16 protein-coding genes are annotated in these 13,562 nt (G+C 69.9%); 4 read left to right on the top strand and 12 right to left on the bottom strand.

Going from position 1 to position 13,562, the window contains the following annotated elements:
* Nucleotides 1–9 precede the first annotated feature (9 nt).
* Nucleotides 10–279: a hypothetical protein gene (locus tag H8F25_RS15925; protein WP_197211239.1), complete on the top strand. Its 270-nt coding sequence runs from the start codon at nucleotides 10–12 to the stop codon at nucleotides 277–279.
* A 328-nt stretch (nucleotides 280–607) separates the two neighbouring features.
* Here H8F25_RS15925 and H8F25_RS15930 read toward each other — a convergent pair whose 3' ends face one another.
* From H8F25_RS15930 to H8F25_RS15950, 5 genes are all read right to left on the bottom strand, one after another.
* Nucleotides 608–874 carry a hypothetical protein gene (locus H8F25_RS15930; RefSeq protein ID WP_197211240.1) on the bottom strand — a complete coding sequence of 89 codons (267 nt, stop codon included), beginning with the start codon at nucleotides 872–874 and terminating at the stop codon, nucleotides 608–610.
* Nucleotides 875–1,025: 151 nt separating this feature from the next.
* Entirely contained in the window at nucleotides 1,026–1,217 is a 192-nt protein-coding gene (locus H8F25_RS15935) for a hypothetical protein (protein ID WP_197214069.1), read from the bottom strand.
* Nucleotides 1,218–1,514: 297 nt separating this feature from the next.
* Nucleotides 1,515–3,254 carry an ABC-F family ATP-binding cassette domain-containing protein gene (locus H8F25_RS15940; protein ID WP_197211241.1) on the bottom strand — a complete coding sequence of 580 codons (1,740 nt, stop codon included), beginning with the start codon at nucleotides 3,252–3,254 and terminating at the stop codon, nucleotides 1,515–1,517.
* A gap of 319 nt (nucleotides 3,255–3,573) precedes the next feature.
* Nucleotides 3,574–3,807 carry a hypothetical protein gene (locus tag H8F25_RS15945; protein WP_197211242.1) on the bottom strand — a complete coding sequence of 78 codons (234 nt, stop codon included), beginning with the start codon at nucleotides 3,805–3,807 and terminating at the stop codon, nucleotides 3,574–3,576.
* Between the two features lie 190 nt (nucleotides 3,808–3,997).
* A complete protein-coding gene (locus H8F25_RS15950; protein ID WP_197211243.1) occupies nucleotides 3,998–4,309 on the bottom strand; it encodes a hypothetical protein in 312 nt (103 codons plus the stop codon).
* Nucleotides 4,310–4,529: 220 nt separating this feature from the next.
* Here H8F25_RS15950 and H8F25_RS15955 point away from each other — a divergent pair, with 220 nt between their 5' ends.
* Nucleotides 4,530–4,898: a hypothetical protein gene (locus H8F25_RS15955; RefSeq protein WP_197211244.1), complete on the top strand. Its 369-nt coding sequence runs from the start codon at nucleotides 4,530–4,532 to the stop codon at nucleotides 4,896–4,898.
* A 169-nt stretch (nucleotides 4,899–5,067) separates the two neighbouring features.
* On the opposite strand, the gene H8F25_RS15960 is transcribed toward H8F25_RS15955, so the two are convergent.
* The 6 genes from H8F25_RS15960 to H8F25_RS15985 form a co-directional block, all read right to left on the bottom strand.
* A complete protein-coding gene (locus H8F25_RS15960) occupies nucleotides 5,068–6,207 on the bottom strand; it encodes an anhydro-N-acetylmuramic acid kinase (protein ID WP_197211245.1) in 1,140 nt (379 codons plus the stop codon).
* Nucleotides 6,208–6,408: 201 nt separating this feature from the next.
* Entirely contained in the window at nucleotides 6,409–7,128 is a 720-nt protein-coding gene (locus H8F25_RS15965; protein WP_197211246.1) for a TrkA family potassium uptake protein, read from the bottom strand.
* A gap of 106 nt (nucleotides 7,129–7,234) precedes the next feature.
* The gene (locus H8F25_RS15970) at nucleotides 7,235–7,870 is read right to left on the bottom strand and encodes a peroxiredoxin (protein ID WP_197211247.1); all 636 of its coding nucleotides are present in this window, start codon (nucleotides 7,868–7,870) and stop codon (nucleotides 7,235–7,237) included.
* 13 nt (nucleotides 7,871–7,883) lie between these two features.
* Nucleotides 7,884–9,572: a GTPase HflX gene (hflX, locus tag H8F25_RS15975; RefSeq protein WP_197211248.1), complete on the bottom strand. Its 1,689-nt coding sequence runs from the start codon at nucleotides 9,570–9,572 to the stop codon at nucleotides 7,884–7,886.
* The gene (locus H8F25_RS15980) at nucleotides 9,569–10,234 is read right to left on the bottom strand and encodes an HAD-IA family hydrolase (RefSeq protein WP_197211249.1); all 666 of its coding nucleotides are present in this window, start codon (nucleotides 10,232–10,234) and stop codon (nucleotides 9,569–9,571) included. The genes hflX and H8F25_RS15980 overlap by 4 nt, the downstream gene beginning before the upstream one ends.
* An 8-nt stretch (nucleotides 10,235–10,242) precedes the next feature.
* Nucleotides 10,243–11,490, bottom strand: a complete 1,248-nt coding sequence (locus H8F25_RS15985; protein WP_197211250.1) for an NAD(P)/FAD-dependent oxidoreductase — start codon at nucleotides 11,488–11,490, stop codon at nucleotides 10,243–10,245.
* Here H8F25_RS15985 and H8F25_RS15990 point away from each other — a divergent pair.
* Complete coding sequence (locus H8F25_RS15990; protein WP_370525766.1) at nucleotides 11,489–12,349, top strand: phosphoadenylyl-sulfate reductase; 861 nt, start codon at nucleotides 11,489–11,491, stop codon at nucleotides 12,347–12,349. The genes H8F25_RS15985 and H8F25_RS15990 overlap by 2 nt on opposite strands.
* Nucleotides 12,350–12,372: 23 nt before the next feature.
* Nucleotides 12,373–13,143, top strand: coding sequence for a type III pantothenate kinase (locus H8F25_RS15995; RefSeq protein WP_197211251.1), 771 nt, complete (start codon nucleotides 12,373–12,375; stop codon nucleotides 13,141–13,143).
* Here H8F25_RS15995 and bcp read toward each other — a convergent pair.
* Nucleotides 13,091–13,558, bottom strand: coding sequence for a thioredoxin-dependent thiol peroxidase (gene bcp / locus H8F25_RS16000; RefSeq protein ID WP_197211252.1), 468 nt, complete (start codon nucleotides 13,556–13,558; stop codon nucleotides 13,091–13,093). The two genes, H8F25_RS15995 and bcp, sit on opposite strands and share 53 nt — an antisense overlap.
* Nucleotides 13,559–13,562 lie beyond the last annotated feature (4 nt).

Here is a 13,562-nt window from a genome sequence, read left to right on the forward strand (position 1 = left end):
CTTCACCCGGTGCGGCTGCCGCTTGCCTCTCCCTGCCGGGGGCTCACCCTCCTCCTGCTGACGGTGTGTCTGACGGCCTGTGGACTTTCGGAGCGCGGCGGCGCCTGCCTCGATGGCAGCCGCCGCTGTGCCGCCGCGGAAACACCGCCGGGGATGCGCTCCGTGCGCAGGGGGTACCGGATCGGCCGCTACCAGTGGCTGCGCCGCATCAACCGTGAATCCGGCGTGCCGGATGTGGGCCTCCAGGCGGAGTGGCTGCCCATCCGGGAGGCACTCTGACCGCTCGACTGTGCGGCCCCGGCCCTGAGCTCCGGGTCGGCGGGGGGGGAGACACCCGGGCTTTCAGGTCTGGCGTGATCGCCCGTCGGCTTGCGGTGAGCAGAAGGATCTCCCGACGCCCATTGGCACGGCTGCCGCTGAGGAGCCACACCCCACGCGGTTGCCTTCCATGGCCTCTGGGTCCCTGCCCCTCGCCTGTCCTGGCCGCCGCCATGCGGCTGGGCCCGGTGGATCTGCTCGATCGGCTGCAAAAAAAAATCCGGGACGCTTCTGGTGTGAAGCGATCCCGGAAGGGCTCAGGGCTTGATGATGGGGAAGAGAATGGTGGTCAGGCGGGATCGGAGCCTGGGTTCCCCTCGGGCAGCAGTGCATCGAGGGAGGCGGGATCCAACGCCAGGCCCGCGGACACGCTGGGCGGGCTGCCCAGCTGCTGGCGCATCACCCATTGGGTGGCGGCCTTCTGGCTATGCCAGGCCTGAAGGAGCTGTTTGGCCAGACCACGCAGGGCCTGGGGGTCGACGGTGGCATCGATCGCCCGGCTCATGCGTTCGAGCTCGAATTGCTGACCAAGGCTGAGGGCAAGCGGTTCGGACATGACGGGCTACGCGGTGACGTCGCGGACACCGCAAAGCTACGAAGTGTTTCGATGCCGCACGTAGCCGTTGCGACATCCCCGCCTGGCGAGTCAGGAAATCAAGGCCTGCCGATCCCCCGTCCACCAGGGGCCAGGGGATCGGCAGTGGCGCTCAGGCCGTCTGCCGCAGCTGTTCCACGCAGCGGGTCACGCACTCGCCATCCTCGAGCGAGCAGGTGGTGATGCATTCGAAATAGGTCTCCATCGCATCCCAGGTTTCGGCGTGCTGACGGCTCGGCTCCTCCCAGCTCTGCAGGGCGGAGCTCACCGAGTGGAGGGAGGAGGCCCCGGGATGGATGCTCATGGCGGGAGGTGAGAAGGGTTGAAGTCAGCCTATGCACACATTCGTGGCCTGACCAGCGGAATGAGCCGAGATGCCTATAGCTCTGTGAAGTTGTGTGTGTTCAGTTGGTGTTTCTGCCTACGGCTTCCTGAGGCTCTCTGAGCTCCTGTGGGGCTGGGCCGCAATCAGGGGAGCGATGCCTGCCCTTCTCGCCCTGGGCTGCGGTCATCGGGTCCAGCCGCCGTTGAGGCACCGAAGCATCGGTGGTCTGAATTCAGAGCCGGCGGGGAGATGTCCGGCCAGGCGCGATCGCCCCGCTCAGGAGGCCTGGGCTTTGGCCGCTGCCTTACGGGCCTGCGTGCGGGCCTGTTGTTTGAGCCGGTTGGCCTGCTTCTGCTCCTCCCGGCGCCGCTGCTCTTCCGCCTCGCGCGCCGCATCGGCCTCCTCACGCTTCTTCTCGCGGTAATAGGCGTAATCGCCGCGGTAGAGGATCAGCTCGCCATCGCGCACCTCGACGATCCTGTTGGCCACCCGGCCAATGAAGTAGCGGTCGTGGGAGACCAGCAGCGCCGCGCCGTCATAGGCACCCAGCGCCTCTTCGAGCATCTGTTTGGCCGGGATATCGAGGTGGTTGGTGGGCTCATCGAGCACCAGCAGATTGCAGGGGCGCACCAGCATCAGGGCCAGGGCCAGCCTTGCCTTCTCGCCACCCGAGAGATGGCCCACATCCTTGAAGACGCTGTCATTGCTGAAGCCGAGGCTGCCCAGCAGCGAGCGCACCTGGGTCTGCGTCCAGTCCGGAACCGCCTCAAACAGGGTGTCGATCACGCGGCGATCGAGGTCGAGGGCCTCGGCCTGGTTCTGCTCGAAGTAGCCGGGCACCACGTGATGCTCGCCCAGCCGTGCGATCCCCTCGTCGGGCTGCTCCATCCCCAGCAGCAGCCGCAGCAGAGTGGATTTACCGGCACCGTTCGGGCCCACGAAGGCGATGCGATCGCCTCGCTCCACCTCCAGGCTGGCCCCCAGGAAGAGGATGCGATCGCCGTAGGCGTGGGTCATGTCCTCGATCAGGGCCACCTGGCGACCGCAGCGCGGGGCGGGCGGGAACTGGAAGCGCGGGCCGGCGACGCTTTCGATCGGGGCCTCGATCCGCTCCACCTTCTCCAGCAGCTTTTCGCGGCTCTTGGCCTGGGTGCTGCGGGTGGCGCTGGCGCGGAAGCGGTCGATGTAGGCCTGCTGCGTGCTCAGCTCCTTCTGCTGGCGCTCGTAGGCCGACTGGCGCGCCTCGCGCTCGAGCTCCTTCTGCTCGAGGTGCTGGCTGTAGTTGCCCAGATAGCTGCGCGAGACGCCCCGCTCGGTCTCCACGATCTGGTTGCAGACGCGGTCGAGGAAGGCGCGGTCATGGCTGATCACCACCAGCGGGATCGTCTGGCCGACCAGATAGTCCTCCAGCCACTGGATCGTCTCGACATCCAGGTGGTTGGTGGGTTCGTCGAGCAGCAGCAGATCGGGCTCCTGCAGCAGGATCTTGCCCAGGGCGATCCGCATCTGCCAGCCACCCGAATAGCTCGCCACCAGCTGCTCGGCTCCCTCCGGCGTGAACGACAACGTCGGCAGCAGGCGGTCGATGCGGGCGTCGAGCTCGTAGCCGTGCAGGGCCTCAAAGCGGCTCTGCAGCCGGCCCAGCTCCTCGATCAGCCGGTCGAGGTGGTCGGGATCGTCGGCGGCCCGCTCGCTGCCCATCTCCTCCTCGACCTGCCGCTGGCGGCGCAGCACCTCGGCGGCCTCGCCGAAGGCCTGGAACAGCTCTTCGCGCACCGTGCGGCTGGGATCGACGTCGAACTCCTGCTGCAGATAGGCGATGCGGGGGGAGCCCTCGCGGATCACCTGGCCACTGCTGGGTTCCTCCAGGCCCGCGAGGATGCGCATCTGGGTGGATTTGCCCGCCCCGTTGACTCCCACCAGGCCGATCCGATCCCCCGTGCGCACCTCCCAGGTGACGTCGCGCAGCACCTCCCCGGTGGGGTAGATCTTGCCGATGCGTTCCAGGCGCAGCACGGGAGCGGGAAACCAGGGATGGCTGCATCATCTCCCCTGGCCTGGGAAGCGGCGATGCCGACCTGGCGGCACCACGGGCGGTTCTCCTTGACCTGCAGCGTGCCTCTCCGGGGCGAGAGGAGCAGGCGGGCGTGTCGGCGATGATCAGCGACTGAGCCGTCGTGCCCCTCCGCCCATGATCAAACGTCTGGAGCAGGTTGCCGCTCTCGTGGTCGCCGCCGGACTGGCGATCGTCAGTTACTGGCTGTTCTTCAGCTGGGCCCAGGGCGGTGGTTCCGAGCGTCGTCTCCCCACCCGTCAGTCGCACCTGCTCCCGGCGTCAGAGACCGCCGCGGGCCTTGATCAGCCACTGGCTTGTGGCACCGTCATCGAGGCTGCCGAGATGCTCCCGCACTTCCTCGGCCGTCACCGGCAGATTCTCGCCCGCACCGATCTCGACGATGCGTGCCAGAGCGCCGGTCGGATCCTGCAGTGCCTGGCGGAACAGGGACTGGGTGAGATCGTTGTCAGCGCTGATGCGCCGGTACAGCTCGGCGGCGTTGCCGTTGGCCATGGCGGAGTGGCGGCGAAGGGGTGAACCCGCAAGGGGAGGGCGGACCGCCAGGGGAGCGGCCCCGCCTGAGCAGGAGGGGCAGGCCCCGATCCGGCTCGGATCCTCTGACCCTATGAACGGATCACCTCCGTTGTCCGTGGCTGCTGCAGGCCTTAACGGGCTGTGCCCCCGGCTCGGGAAGGTGGATGGCTCAGGCAGCGGCGCTGGTGCCGCAGGCTTCCTCGCTGCCGCTCGCGGAGGCGTCCTCCATGCTGCGGGCATCGAGGCAGAGCACCTTGCGCAGCTGGGCGTAGTTGGCGGCCAGGGCCTTGTGTCCCTCCTGCAGGGCTCCGTACTCGGCCCGCTGCAGGACGTGGTGCAGGTGGGTGAGCAGATAGGTGCTGATCACGGCGGACCCGAGCACATCGCTGCGCTCGGCGGTGCGGCGGCGACGGGTGCTGGTGCTGCGGCCGGCGCTGTTGCGGTGTGTGCCGGGGGCCTGGGCCTGAGACGAACGGGCCATGGGTGAGGAGGGCTGGGGAGCCGTGTGGTGGGGCGGGGAGGGGATCCGCGACCCGGAGTTCCACCAGCATAGTGCTGGATACTATCCATGACTGTCTCTGTACACTGGGTGATAGCCGATCCCTCCCGTGGGGCTCCTCGCTGTCCGCTTCCCTCCGGGGCCGGGCGCCCTGGAGGTTCCACCGCGGACGGTGTCACTCCCAGGCTTCGCCCCGCCGGACGTGCCCACCCGACAGACCTCATCGAGCGGGCGTCCCAAGTCGCCACGCATTCAGGTCGTCCTGCCGGAGGAGCTCTGCGCCCGTCTCTCGGCTCTGGCAGATGCGGAATCACGCACCGTCAGCAACATGGCCAAGGTGCTGATTCAGCAGGGGGTGGAACGGCTTGAGCGCCAGCTGGCGGGCCAGGCGACGGAGGTGCCTCCGGCGGCGCCCCTGCCGGCGCCTCAGCCTCTCCATCCAGCTGTCCCCGGCACACCGTCGTCCTCTTCGGCTGAGATCCGCGCCGAGCTGGAGCAGAGGCAGCAGCAGGTGCCCCGTCCCCTGCGCCGTGGCCCGCGGCGGGTGCGCCTGCAGCGGCCCTCGGTCTGACGATGCTCCTCCGTCCGACCATTCTCCCCGGGCTCAGACGGGCTATTCCTCGCCGACACGCGTTCCGGCGCCTGGCCTGATACCGAATGCGTCAGCCCGGATGCGTCATCGGGTCGAACGGCATCGGAGTCTCGTCCGTTCCTGTGGACACCGGATGAGGCCTGATCCTTCAGCGCGTCGGTTCAGCCCGCACGCCCAGCACCGCGGCCCGGCTGGCTCCGGTCACCGAGGGCAGCGAGCCGGGATGGCGGCGCTGGTGCCACCAGGCCAGCAGGGCGAAGGCGAGGGCTTCCCGCTGATCGTCGCCGATGCCCAGCTCCGCCAGGGGCCGCACCCGCACGCCGCGGCACCGCCGGCGCAGCTCGCCCATCAAGGTGGCGTTGCGGGCGCCACCGCCTGCCACCAGCAGCTCCACCGGCAGAATGCCGCGACCCAGATCCTGGGCCACGGCCGCCGCGCTCAGGGCGGTGAGGCTGGCGAGGGCATCGGCCGGGCTGTGGCCGGGCGCGGCCTCCTCCAGATCCCGTAGTCGGCGCTCCAGGTCTGCCGCGCCGAACAGTTCGCGGCCGGTGGACTTGGGAGCGGCCTGCTGGAAGTAGGGCTCCCTCAGCCAGCGCTCGATCAGCGGCTCGGCGACCCGGCCCGTGGCCGCCCAGGCGCCGCCGGCATCGAAGCTCTGTTTTCCCTGGCTGAAGCGCTGGCAGGCCAGGTCCAGCAGGGTGTTGGCCGGTCCGCAGTCCCAGCCGCGCACCGCGGTCAGGCGATCGGGGCCGGCGGCCGGCGGCAGCAGGGTGAGGTTGGCGATGCCCCCCAGGTTGAGCAGGGCGCGCCAGCCACCGCTCCCCCCCAGCAGTGCCGCGTCGGTGGCGGGCACCAGGGGGGCTCCCTGGCCACCCAGAGCCAGATCGGCGGCGCGGAAGTCGTGGACCACGGGGCGGCCGAGGCGCTCGGCCAACAGTGGCCCGAGCAACAGCTGCCAGCTGGCCCCGTTTGCCCGGGGGCTGGGGGGCCGGTGCCAGACCGTCTGCCCGTGGCAGCCCACCAGCTCCGCCAGGCCTTCCGGGTCGCAGAGCCGTGCTGCCTCCGCCTGGGCCTCGGTGACGGCCTCAGCGAGTTCCAGCCAGGCGGCCGCATCGAGCGGCTCACCCTGCCCGGCCCGGATCAGCCGCTGGCGCAGATCGCGAGGGTAGGGATGGGCGGCGCTGGCCAGAATCCGCCAGCGGGGGCGTCCCACCGGTCCCTGGAAGGTGGCCAGCACCGCATCGACGCCGTCGGCGCTGGTGCCGCTCATCAGACCCAACACGCGCATCGCCGCTCTGCCGCCTCCGGCCGATTCAACGCCAGATCCTGGCGGCGTGGCGCGCCGCCGCCCGATCTCCCGCCAGATGGGGGTGTTCCCAGGCGTCGGCTCGCATCGCTGCAGAGCCGCGCCCGCAGACGACAGGTCGCTTGGGACTGCGGGCTCCCCTGGCGTCGTCGCGGCGGCGGCGGGAGCCTGCGCAGCTGCTTCTCACTGATTGGAGAGTTCTTCGAGGTCCTTGCTGCTGCCCATCACCACCAGCAGTTCTCCCTCCTGCAGGATCTGGGTGGCGGGTGGGTTCACCTTCAGCTGGTTGGCAGGACCGGCGGCCAGGACGCTGACGCTGAAATGTTTGCGCAGGTTCAGATCCCGCAGGGAGCGGCCGGCGAAGCTGGCCGGCACCTTGATCTCCTCGATGCTGTTGCGCTCATCAAGACGCAGGCGCTCCAGGAGATTGGGACGCATCAGCTCCAGGCCCAGCCGGGTGCCCTGCATCTTGGAGGGAAACACGACGCGGTCGGCGCCGACCCGCAGCAGCATCTTTTCGTGCAGGTCGCTGGTGGCGCGGGAGATGACCTGCTGCACGCGGCTGCCCTCGGCATCCTTGGCGATCAGGGTGGCGGTGATGCTGGCCTCGATCGGCTCGCTGATCGCCACGACCACCGTGTCGACATCGAGGGCGCCGGCGGCACGCAGGGCCTCCTCGTCGGTGCAATCCAGCAGGCGTGATTCGATGCTGGGTTCGAGCTTGAGCAGCTCGTCCATCGCCCGCTGGTTCTGGTCGAGAGCCAGCACTTCGGCGCCGTGGAACACCAGCTCCCGGCAGACGGCGCTGCCGAAGCGCCCGACACCGATCACACAGAAGCTGCGGGCCTGCCTGGCATGACCCTGCCATTGCCACCACTGGTTGGTCGGGCGGGCGTTCGACACGGGGGCAGGTCGGGGGATCGGGGATGGCCCGGCGCTGTCGCCGGGCCGGAGGGGGGCAGGCAGGGGCGCCGAGGCCAGGGACCGTGCGGTTCCGACGACGACCGGATCAGCGGTTGGGCTGGGGGGTCATGCGCAGGTAGGGCCGCACCTCGGTGACCCCCTTGGGGAACTTGCTGCGGGCTTCCTCGGTGGGGATCGAGGGCACCACGACGCAGTCATCACCGTCCCTCCAGTTCACCGGTGTGGCGACCTGGTGGTTGTCGGTGAGCTGCAGCGAATCGATGACGCGCAGGATCTCATTGAAATTGCGGCCGGTGCTGGCGGGATAGGTGATCTGGAGCCGCAGCTTCTTATTCGGATCGATGATGAACACCGAGCGAACAGTGAGGTTGTTGAGCGAATTGGGATGGATCATCCCGTACAGATCGCTCACCTTCTTGTCGGCATCCGCGAGGATCGGGTAGTCGACGGTGGTCTTCTGGATTTCGTTGATGTCGCAGATCCAGCCCTTGTGGCTCTCGGCGGAATCGACGCTCAGGGCGATCGTCTTGACATTGCGCTTCTCCCACTCGGGACGCAGGCGTGCCACCTCACCCAGCTCGGTGGTGCAGACGGGGGTGTAATCGGCAGGGTGCGAGAACAGCACGACCCAGCTGTCACCAGCGAAGTCGTAGAGGTTGATCGGGCCGAGCTGGGAATCCTGGGTGAAGTCGGGGACGGTGTCACCAAGCTGCAGCGCCATAGGGAAGAAAAGATCAGCTGGCCGATCCTGCCACAATCGTGGCAGTGTCGCCTTGTGGAGCCTGCAACGGCCACTGCAGCAGGCGTTGACGCAGGCTCTGCAGGCCGAGATCGGCGGTGGCCGAAACGAACAGCATGCCCGGTTCGAGGCTGCGCGCCCGCTCCAGTTCGCCCGCGGGGCAGCGGTCGATCTGGTTGCCGATCACCAGCTGGGGTTCCCGGGAGCCCAGGTCCGCCAGGATGCTGCGGACGGTGCGCAGCTGCTCGGGCCAGGCCGGATCGGCCAGATCGACCACCAGCAGCAGCCCATCAGCGTCGAGGGCCTCCTCGATCGTGGAGCGGAAGGCTTCCACCAGCTGGGGCGGCAGGGCGCGGATGAAGCCCACCGTGTCCGTGACCAGGAGGGTGCGCAGGGGCTGCTGCTGCTCTTCCAGCAGCGTCAGCCGGCGGGTGGTCGGGTCGAGGGTGGCGAACAGCTTGTCCTCGGCCAGGACCGCCTCCGACGCAGGGGCTCTGGTCAGGGCGTTGAGCAGGGAGCTCTTGCCGGCGTTCGTGTAGCCCACCAGGGCCACCCGCGGCAGGCCGCCGCGGCCCTGGCGCAGGCGGCTGCGGTGTTCCCCCAGGCGGCTCACCTCCCGCTGCAGGCGTTCCAGCCGGCGGCTGATCGCCCGCCGGTCCTTCTCCAGCTGGGTTTCGCCAGGACCGCGGGTGCCGATGCCGCCGCCCTGGCGCGAGAGGCTGGTTCCTCGGCCGCTCAGCCGCGGCAGGCGGTAGCGCAGCTGCGCGAGCTCCACCTGTAGGCGGCCGGCACCACTGGCTGCCCGCTGGGCAAAGATGTCGAGGATGAGCTCGCTGCGGTCACTCACCGGCAGATCCAGGAGCCGCTCCAGGTTCCGTGATTGCACCGGCGTCAGCTCCCGGTCGGTGACCACCAGATCCGCCCGCAGCCGCCGTGCCTCCAGAGCGGCCTCGCGCAGCTTGCCTTCGCCCCAGATCGTGGCGGCCGCCGCCTGAGGCCGGCGCTTCTGCTCGACCACGCCCACCGGTTCGCCGCCGGCGCTGCGCACCAGTCCCTCCAGCTCCGCGATCTCCCGCCGCGTCTGCCCCGGGTCGGCGCCGCTGAGGCAGAGCAGCAGCACCCGCTCCACGCCGGCCGGATCGGCCTGGGGCTCCGGGCCGGCTGCGCTCCGGGGCAGGTCCGCCGGTTGCGCGCAGAGATCGGCCAGGTCTCCATCGGCCTCGGCCCGCCAGGGCGTCTGGCCATCACCCGGACGCAGCAGCCGCGCAGGCCATCGCCCGCCAGCGTCCGCGTCGTGGCTGTAGCGCAGCCACAGGCTGGGGGCCAGATCGAGCGCCACCAGCGCCTCGCTGGGACCCGGCTGCAGCTGGGGATGGCGGCCGCTGCCGTGGCAGGTGATCAGGCGCAGCTCGCCGGCCTTGCGCCGTTCGCTGCCGCTGAGCCGATCCCGGAGCCGTCCGGAACTGTCGAGATCCCCCACCCAGAGCAGTCGGCACAGGCCGCGCGTATCCAGAACCAGGCTGAGCGGCAGCTCCAGCTGCCGCGCCTGCTCACCCAGCCGTTGCAGGGTGAGCAGATCGGCAAGGCTCTCGGATGGATGGCGCCGGTGGCAGAGCCGCTCCAGCTGCCGCCGCTGCGAGGGGCGCAGCCCCACCGTGCGGCCGCCCAGCACCCCCTGCCTCATGGGCGCCGCACCAGCACGCAGGGCAGCCCCGCCGCCCGGGCACCGGCCTCGTCCTCGGGGCTGTCGCCGACATGCCAGGCCTGATGAGGGGCCAGGCCGAGCCGTTCGAGGGCGAGCTGGAAGGGGCGCGCTGAGGGTTTGGCCGCCCCGGCCCGGCTGGACAGGATCACCCCATCCAGCCAGCGCAGCAGATCGAAGGCCTCCAGCAGGCGCTCCAGCCGCTGATCGAAGTTGCTGACCACCGCTAGGCGCAGCCCCTGCCCGCGCCACCGGGCCAGGGCCTCCGGCACCTCGTCGTAGACCCGCCAGAGCTGCGGGTCGGCATAGAGATCGAACAGCTGCTGATGCAGCGCGGCTGGGCCTCCCTCCTGCTCGCCGACGCCGCGGAGCACCTCGGCGATGCGCTGCGACCACCAGTCGCGCTCGGCTTGCTCCAGCGCGTCCCCGGCCAGGCCCGGGAAGGCCAGAGGTGGTGCGGCTCGGTAGACCTCTCGGAAGGCCTGATCCACGGCGACAGGATCGAGCTGCAACCCGTGCTCCGCCGCCACCGCCGCGTAGGTGGTGCCCACCGAGGCCCGCAGGCCGATCAGGGTGCCCATGGCATCGAGCAGCAGGGCTCTGGGCCGGGGCCAGTCGAGCCGGTTGATCTCCGCGCCGACCATGCCGAGCATCAGCGCCAGTCCGCCAGCCAGCCGGCGGCCACCCGCAGCGTGTGGCTGAGGCCAGGCATGCGGCTCAGATAGGCGAGCTGCCGCAACCGGAAGGCCGCCCGCCCCGCCAGGGTGACGCCGGCGCCGCAGAGGCTCGCCTCGCCGCGCCCGAGCGAGAGCATCTCCCCCAGGTCGTTCCAGCGGAAGGGCTCCAGGGGCTCCTGCGCCAGGGAGCGCAGCAGGTTCGCCGCCAGCAGAGGCGCCTGCTGGAAGGCCACCTGGGCGGAGCTGGGCAAGGGACCGTCCAGGCCGCCCGGCGCGGCCAGGTCGCCGATCACGAACACCTCGGGACGTCCCTCCAGCTGCAGGGTGGGCTCGCAGCGCAGGCGGCCCCGTGCGTCCTGCGGTGGGGCGGGCGTGATCGCCGGTGGGCGGAAGGCCAGTCCCGCCGTCCAGATCACCGCGGCCACCACCAGTTCCTCCTCCGGCGGGGGCGTCGGGGCAGCGCTGGCCGCCGCCGCATCGGTCCGGTGCAGGCGCAGTCGGTCTGCCTCGACCGCCACCACTGCGGTGTGTGTGCGCAGGCGGACATCGCGACGCTGCAGAGCCAGCGCGGCCTGCTCGCGGTTGAAGGAGCGGCTCTGCGGGAGGAGCTCCGGACCCTGTTCGATCAGCTCGATCACGGCGCTGCCGTCGGCCAGATCCGCCAGTTTGCAAGCCAGCTCCACGCCCGTGGCGCCGGCGCCGACCACGGCAAGGCGCTGGAGCGGCCTGGGATGGCGCGCCAGATTGCCCAGCAGCTTCTGCAGCCGCTCCACATCGGCGAGCGTGCGGAAGCCCTGGCAATGGCGCTCCGCGCCCGGAACCCCGAAGGTGGTGGTGGTCGCGCCGCTGGCGATGACCAGCCGTCCGTAGCGAATCGTCTGGCCGCCCTGGGTGTGGACCTGCCGTCGGTCGGTGTCGATGGCTTCGACGCGATCGCGGAGGTGGGCGATGCCGCGGCCGGCCAGCAGCGCGTCGTAGCGCGGAGCGATCTCCCACCGCCGCAGCTCACGGCTCAGCAGTTCGTACAGCAGCGGCAGAAACAGAAAGTGTTCGTTGGGCTCGATCAGGAGGATCGGCGGGTGCTCGGGCCGCTGGGACAGCGCCAGGGCGGTGTAGAGGCCTCCGAAGCCGCCGCCGACGATGACGACGGCCTGTGCCGCGCTGTCCGCCTCCCAGGTTGGATCGCTCAGGCCCTCGGGGCCGATGTCGGAGGCACCTTCCATGGGCGAACCCTACCCAGCCGGAGGCGTCGCAGCAGATGCCGCCAGGGGTGATGATGGCCCGATGCTGAGCGCACCATCCCAGAGCCAGTCCGCCGAGCGCCGGCCCGGTTCCGGTCCGGTTGCGGCGCCTGATCTGCCCCTGCCGCTCGAGGAGGCGCAGGCGCAACTGGAGAGTCTCGACGCCCTGGGGCGACTGCACTGGGCCCATCGCACCTTCGCCGATGGGCTGGTGATGACCACCAGCTTCGGCATTCAGTCGGCGGTCCTGCTGCATCTGGCCCATCAGCTGTCGCAGCGCGAAGGCCTCGCCCCGATCCCGGTGTTGTGGGTGGATACCGGCTACATGCCTCCGGAGACTTATCACTACTCCGAGCAGCTGCGTGAGCGCCTCTGCATCGATCTGCGCGTGATCCAGTCGGAGCTCAGCCCCGCCCGCATGGAGGCCCTGCACGGACGCCTGTGGGAATCCGGTCGTGTGGAGGATCTGCAGCTCTACAACCGCCTGCGCAAGGTGGAGCCCCTCGATCGCGCCTTCGCCGATCTGGGGGTGCGCTGCTGGGCCAGCGGGGTCCGCGGTGGCCAGACCGATCACCGCAGGGGAATGCGTCTGCTGGAGGCGGTGCGCGGTTCCTGGGCACTCAGGCCGCTGCTCTCCTGGACCAGCCGAGACGTCTATTACTACATGCAGGAGCACGGATTGCCCCAGCATCCGCTGTTCGAGCAGGGGTATTCCACCGTCGGCGACTGGCACTCGAGCGCCCCCGACACCGGGGAGGTGAGTGGTCGCGCCACCCGCTTCGGTGGTCTCAAGCAGGAGTGCGGCATCCACCTGCCCGGACTGATGGGCGAGGGCATCTGAGCGTCGCGGCTGGCCAGGCCGGCTTGGCTCCCAGCTGGTTGCTGGTGGGCAACAGCCGCTGGCACCGGGCTGAAGCCGCCGATGCCGGGCTGCGCATCCACCACCGGGAGGCGGCGGTGGCGATCGAGGAACCCTGGCCGGCTCCCCTTGTTGCCTGGGCGGCGGTCGGCCATCTCCCCACCGGCTTGTGCGATGAGCCTGCGGGCCGCGTGCTGACGGCTGATGTGCCGCTGCAGGCGATGCCCGCCTGGCTGGGGGTGGACAGAGCCCTGGCCGGTTGGCTGGCCTGGCGACAGCGTCGTGAGGCGGTGCTGGTGGCCGATGCCGGCACGGTCCTCAGCCTGACCCGCGTCGACCGTGACGGTCGATTCGCAGGGGGGCGGCTGATGGCCGGATGGCGGCTGCAGCAGCTGGCAATGGCTATGGGCACGCAGGCCCTGCCGGCGGCACCCTCTGCGGGGGAGTGGTCAGACCTTCTGGGGGAGCAGCTCTGGCCGGACGGCACCTCCGCAGCCATGGCGGTGGGGGTGGCCCATGGGCTGGCCGCGGCAGTGGCGGTGGCGTTCCGCCAGGCACGTGCTGAGCTGCCGGGCTGCCGCCTGGTGCTCACCGGTGGCGATGCCTCAGACCTGCTGCCACTGGTGAGGGATCAGCTGGCCGGAGGGGAGGAAAGCGCGGCACTGGAGCCGGATCTGGCCCTGCGGGCTCTGGTGGCTCTGCGGCCGGTGTCCCCAGGGGGGATCAGGCCAGGCCGAGATCGGCCAGCACCTGATCGGCCATCGTTTCGGCTTTGACCTTGGTGTAGATGCATTCGAGGCTTCCCTCCGCATCGATCACGAAGCTGTGGCGCATCATTCCCATGTATTCGCGGCCCATGAACTTCTTGAGGCCGTAGCTGCCGTAGGCCGCGGCCACCGGGCAGGGTTCGGCATCCGTGAGCAGCGTGAAGGGAAGGCTGTACTTGCTGATGAACTTCCCGTGGCAGGAGGCGCCGTCCTTGCTGATCCCCAGGACCCGGATGCCGTTGGCCTCGAAGCGATCCCAGCGGTCGCGGAAGTTGCAGGCCTCCTTGGTGCAGCCAGGGGTGTCATCCTTGGGATAAAAGTAGATCACCACCCGCTGACCACGCAGCGAACTGAGACTCACGGGATTCCCGTCCTGGTCCGGCAGGGTGAACTCAGGGGCGGGATCGCCGATCTTCAGGTCCATTACG

Source organism: Synechococcus sp. CBW1004 (assembly GCF_015840715.1).
Classification (GTDB): Bacteria; Cyanobacteriota; Cyanobacteriia; order PCC-6307; family Cyanobiaceae; genus Cyanobium.

Coding starts and splice junctions, on each gene's coding strand:
- H8F25_RS15935 (WP_197214069.1), bottom strand. CDS start 1,217: ATGAGCATCCATCCCGGGGCCTCCTCCCTCCACTCGGTGAGCTCCGCC.
- hflX (WP_197211248.1), bottom strand. CDS start 9,572: ATGAGGCAGGGGGTGCTGGGCGGCCGCACGGTGGGGCTGCGCCCCTCG.
- H8F25_RS15970 (WP_197211247.1), bottom strand. CDS start 7,870: ATGGCGCTGCAGCTTGGTGACACCGTCCCCGACTTCACCCAGGATTCC.
- H8F25_RS15990 (WP_370525766.1), top strand. CDS start 11,489: ATGGGCGAACCCTACCCAGCCGGAGGCGTCGCAGCAGATGCCGCCAGG.
- H8F25_RS15985 (WP_197211250.1), bottom strand. CDS start 11,490: ATGGAAGGTGCCTCCGACATCGGCCCCGAGGGCCTGAGCGATCCAACC.
- bcp (WP_197211252.1), bottom strand. CDS start 13,558: ATGGACCTGAAGATCGGCGATCCCGCCCCTGAGTTCACCCTGCCGGAC.
- H8F25_RS15960 (WP_197211245.1), bottom strand. CDS start 6,207: ATGCGCGTGTTGGGTCTGATGAGCGGCACCAGCGCCGACGGCGTCGAT.
- H8F25_RS15980 (WP_197211249.1), bottom strand. CDS start 10,234: ATGGTCGGCGCGGAGATCAACCGGCTCGACTGGCCCCGGCCCAGAGCC.
- H8F25_RS15950 (WP_197211243.1), bottom strand. CDS start 4,309: ATGGCCCGTTCGTCTCAGGCCCAGGCCCCCGGCACACACCGCAACAGC.
- H8F25_RS15930 (WP_197211240.1), bottom strand. CDS start 874: ATGTCCGAACCGCTTGCCCTCAGCCTTGGTCAGCAATTCGAGCTCGAA.
- H8F25_RS15945 (WP_197211242.1), bottom strand. CDS start 3,807: ATGGCCAACGGCAACGCCGCCGAGCTGTACCGGCGCATCAGCGCTGAC.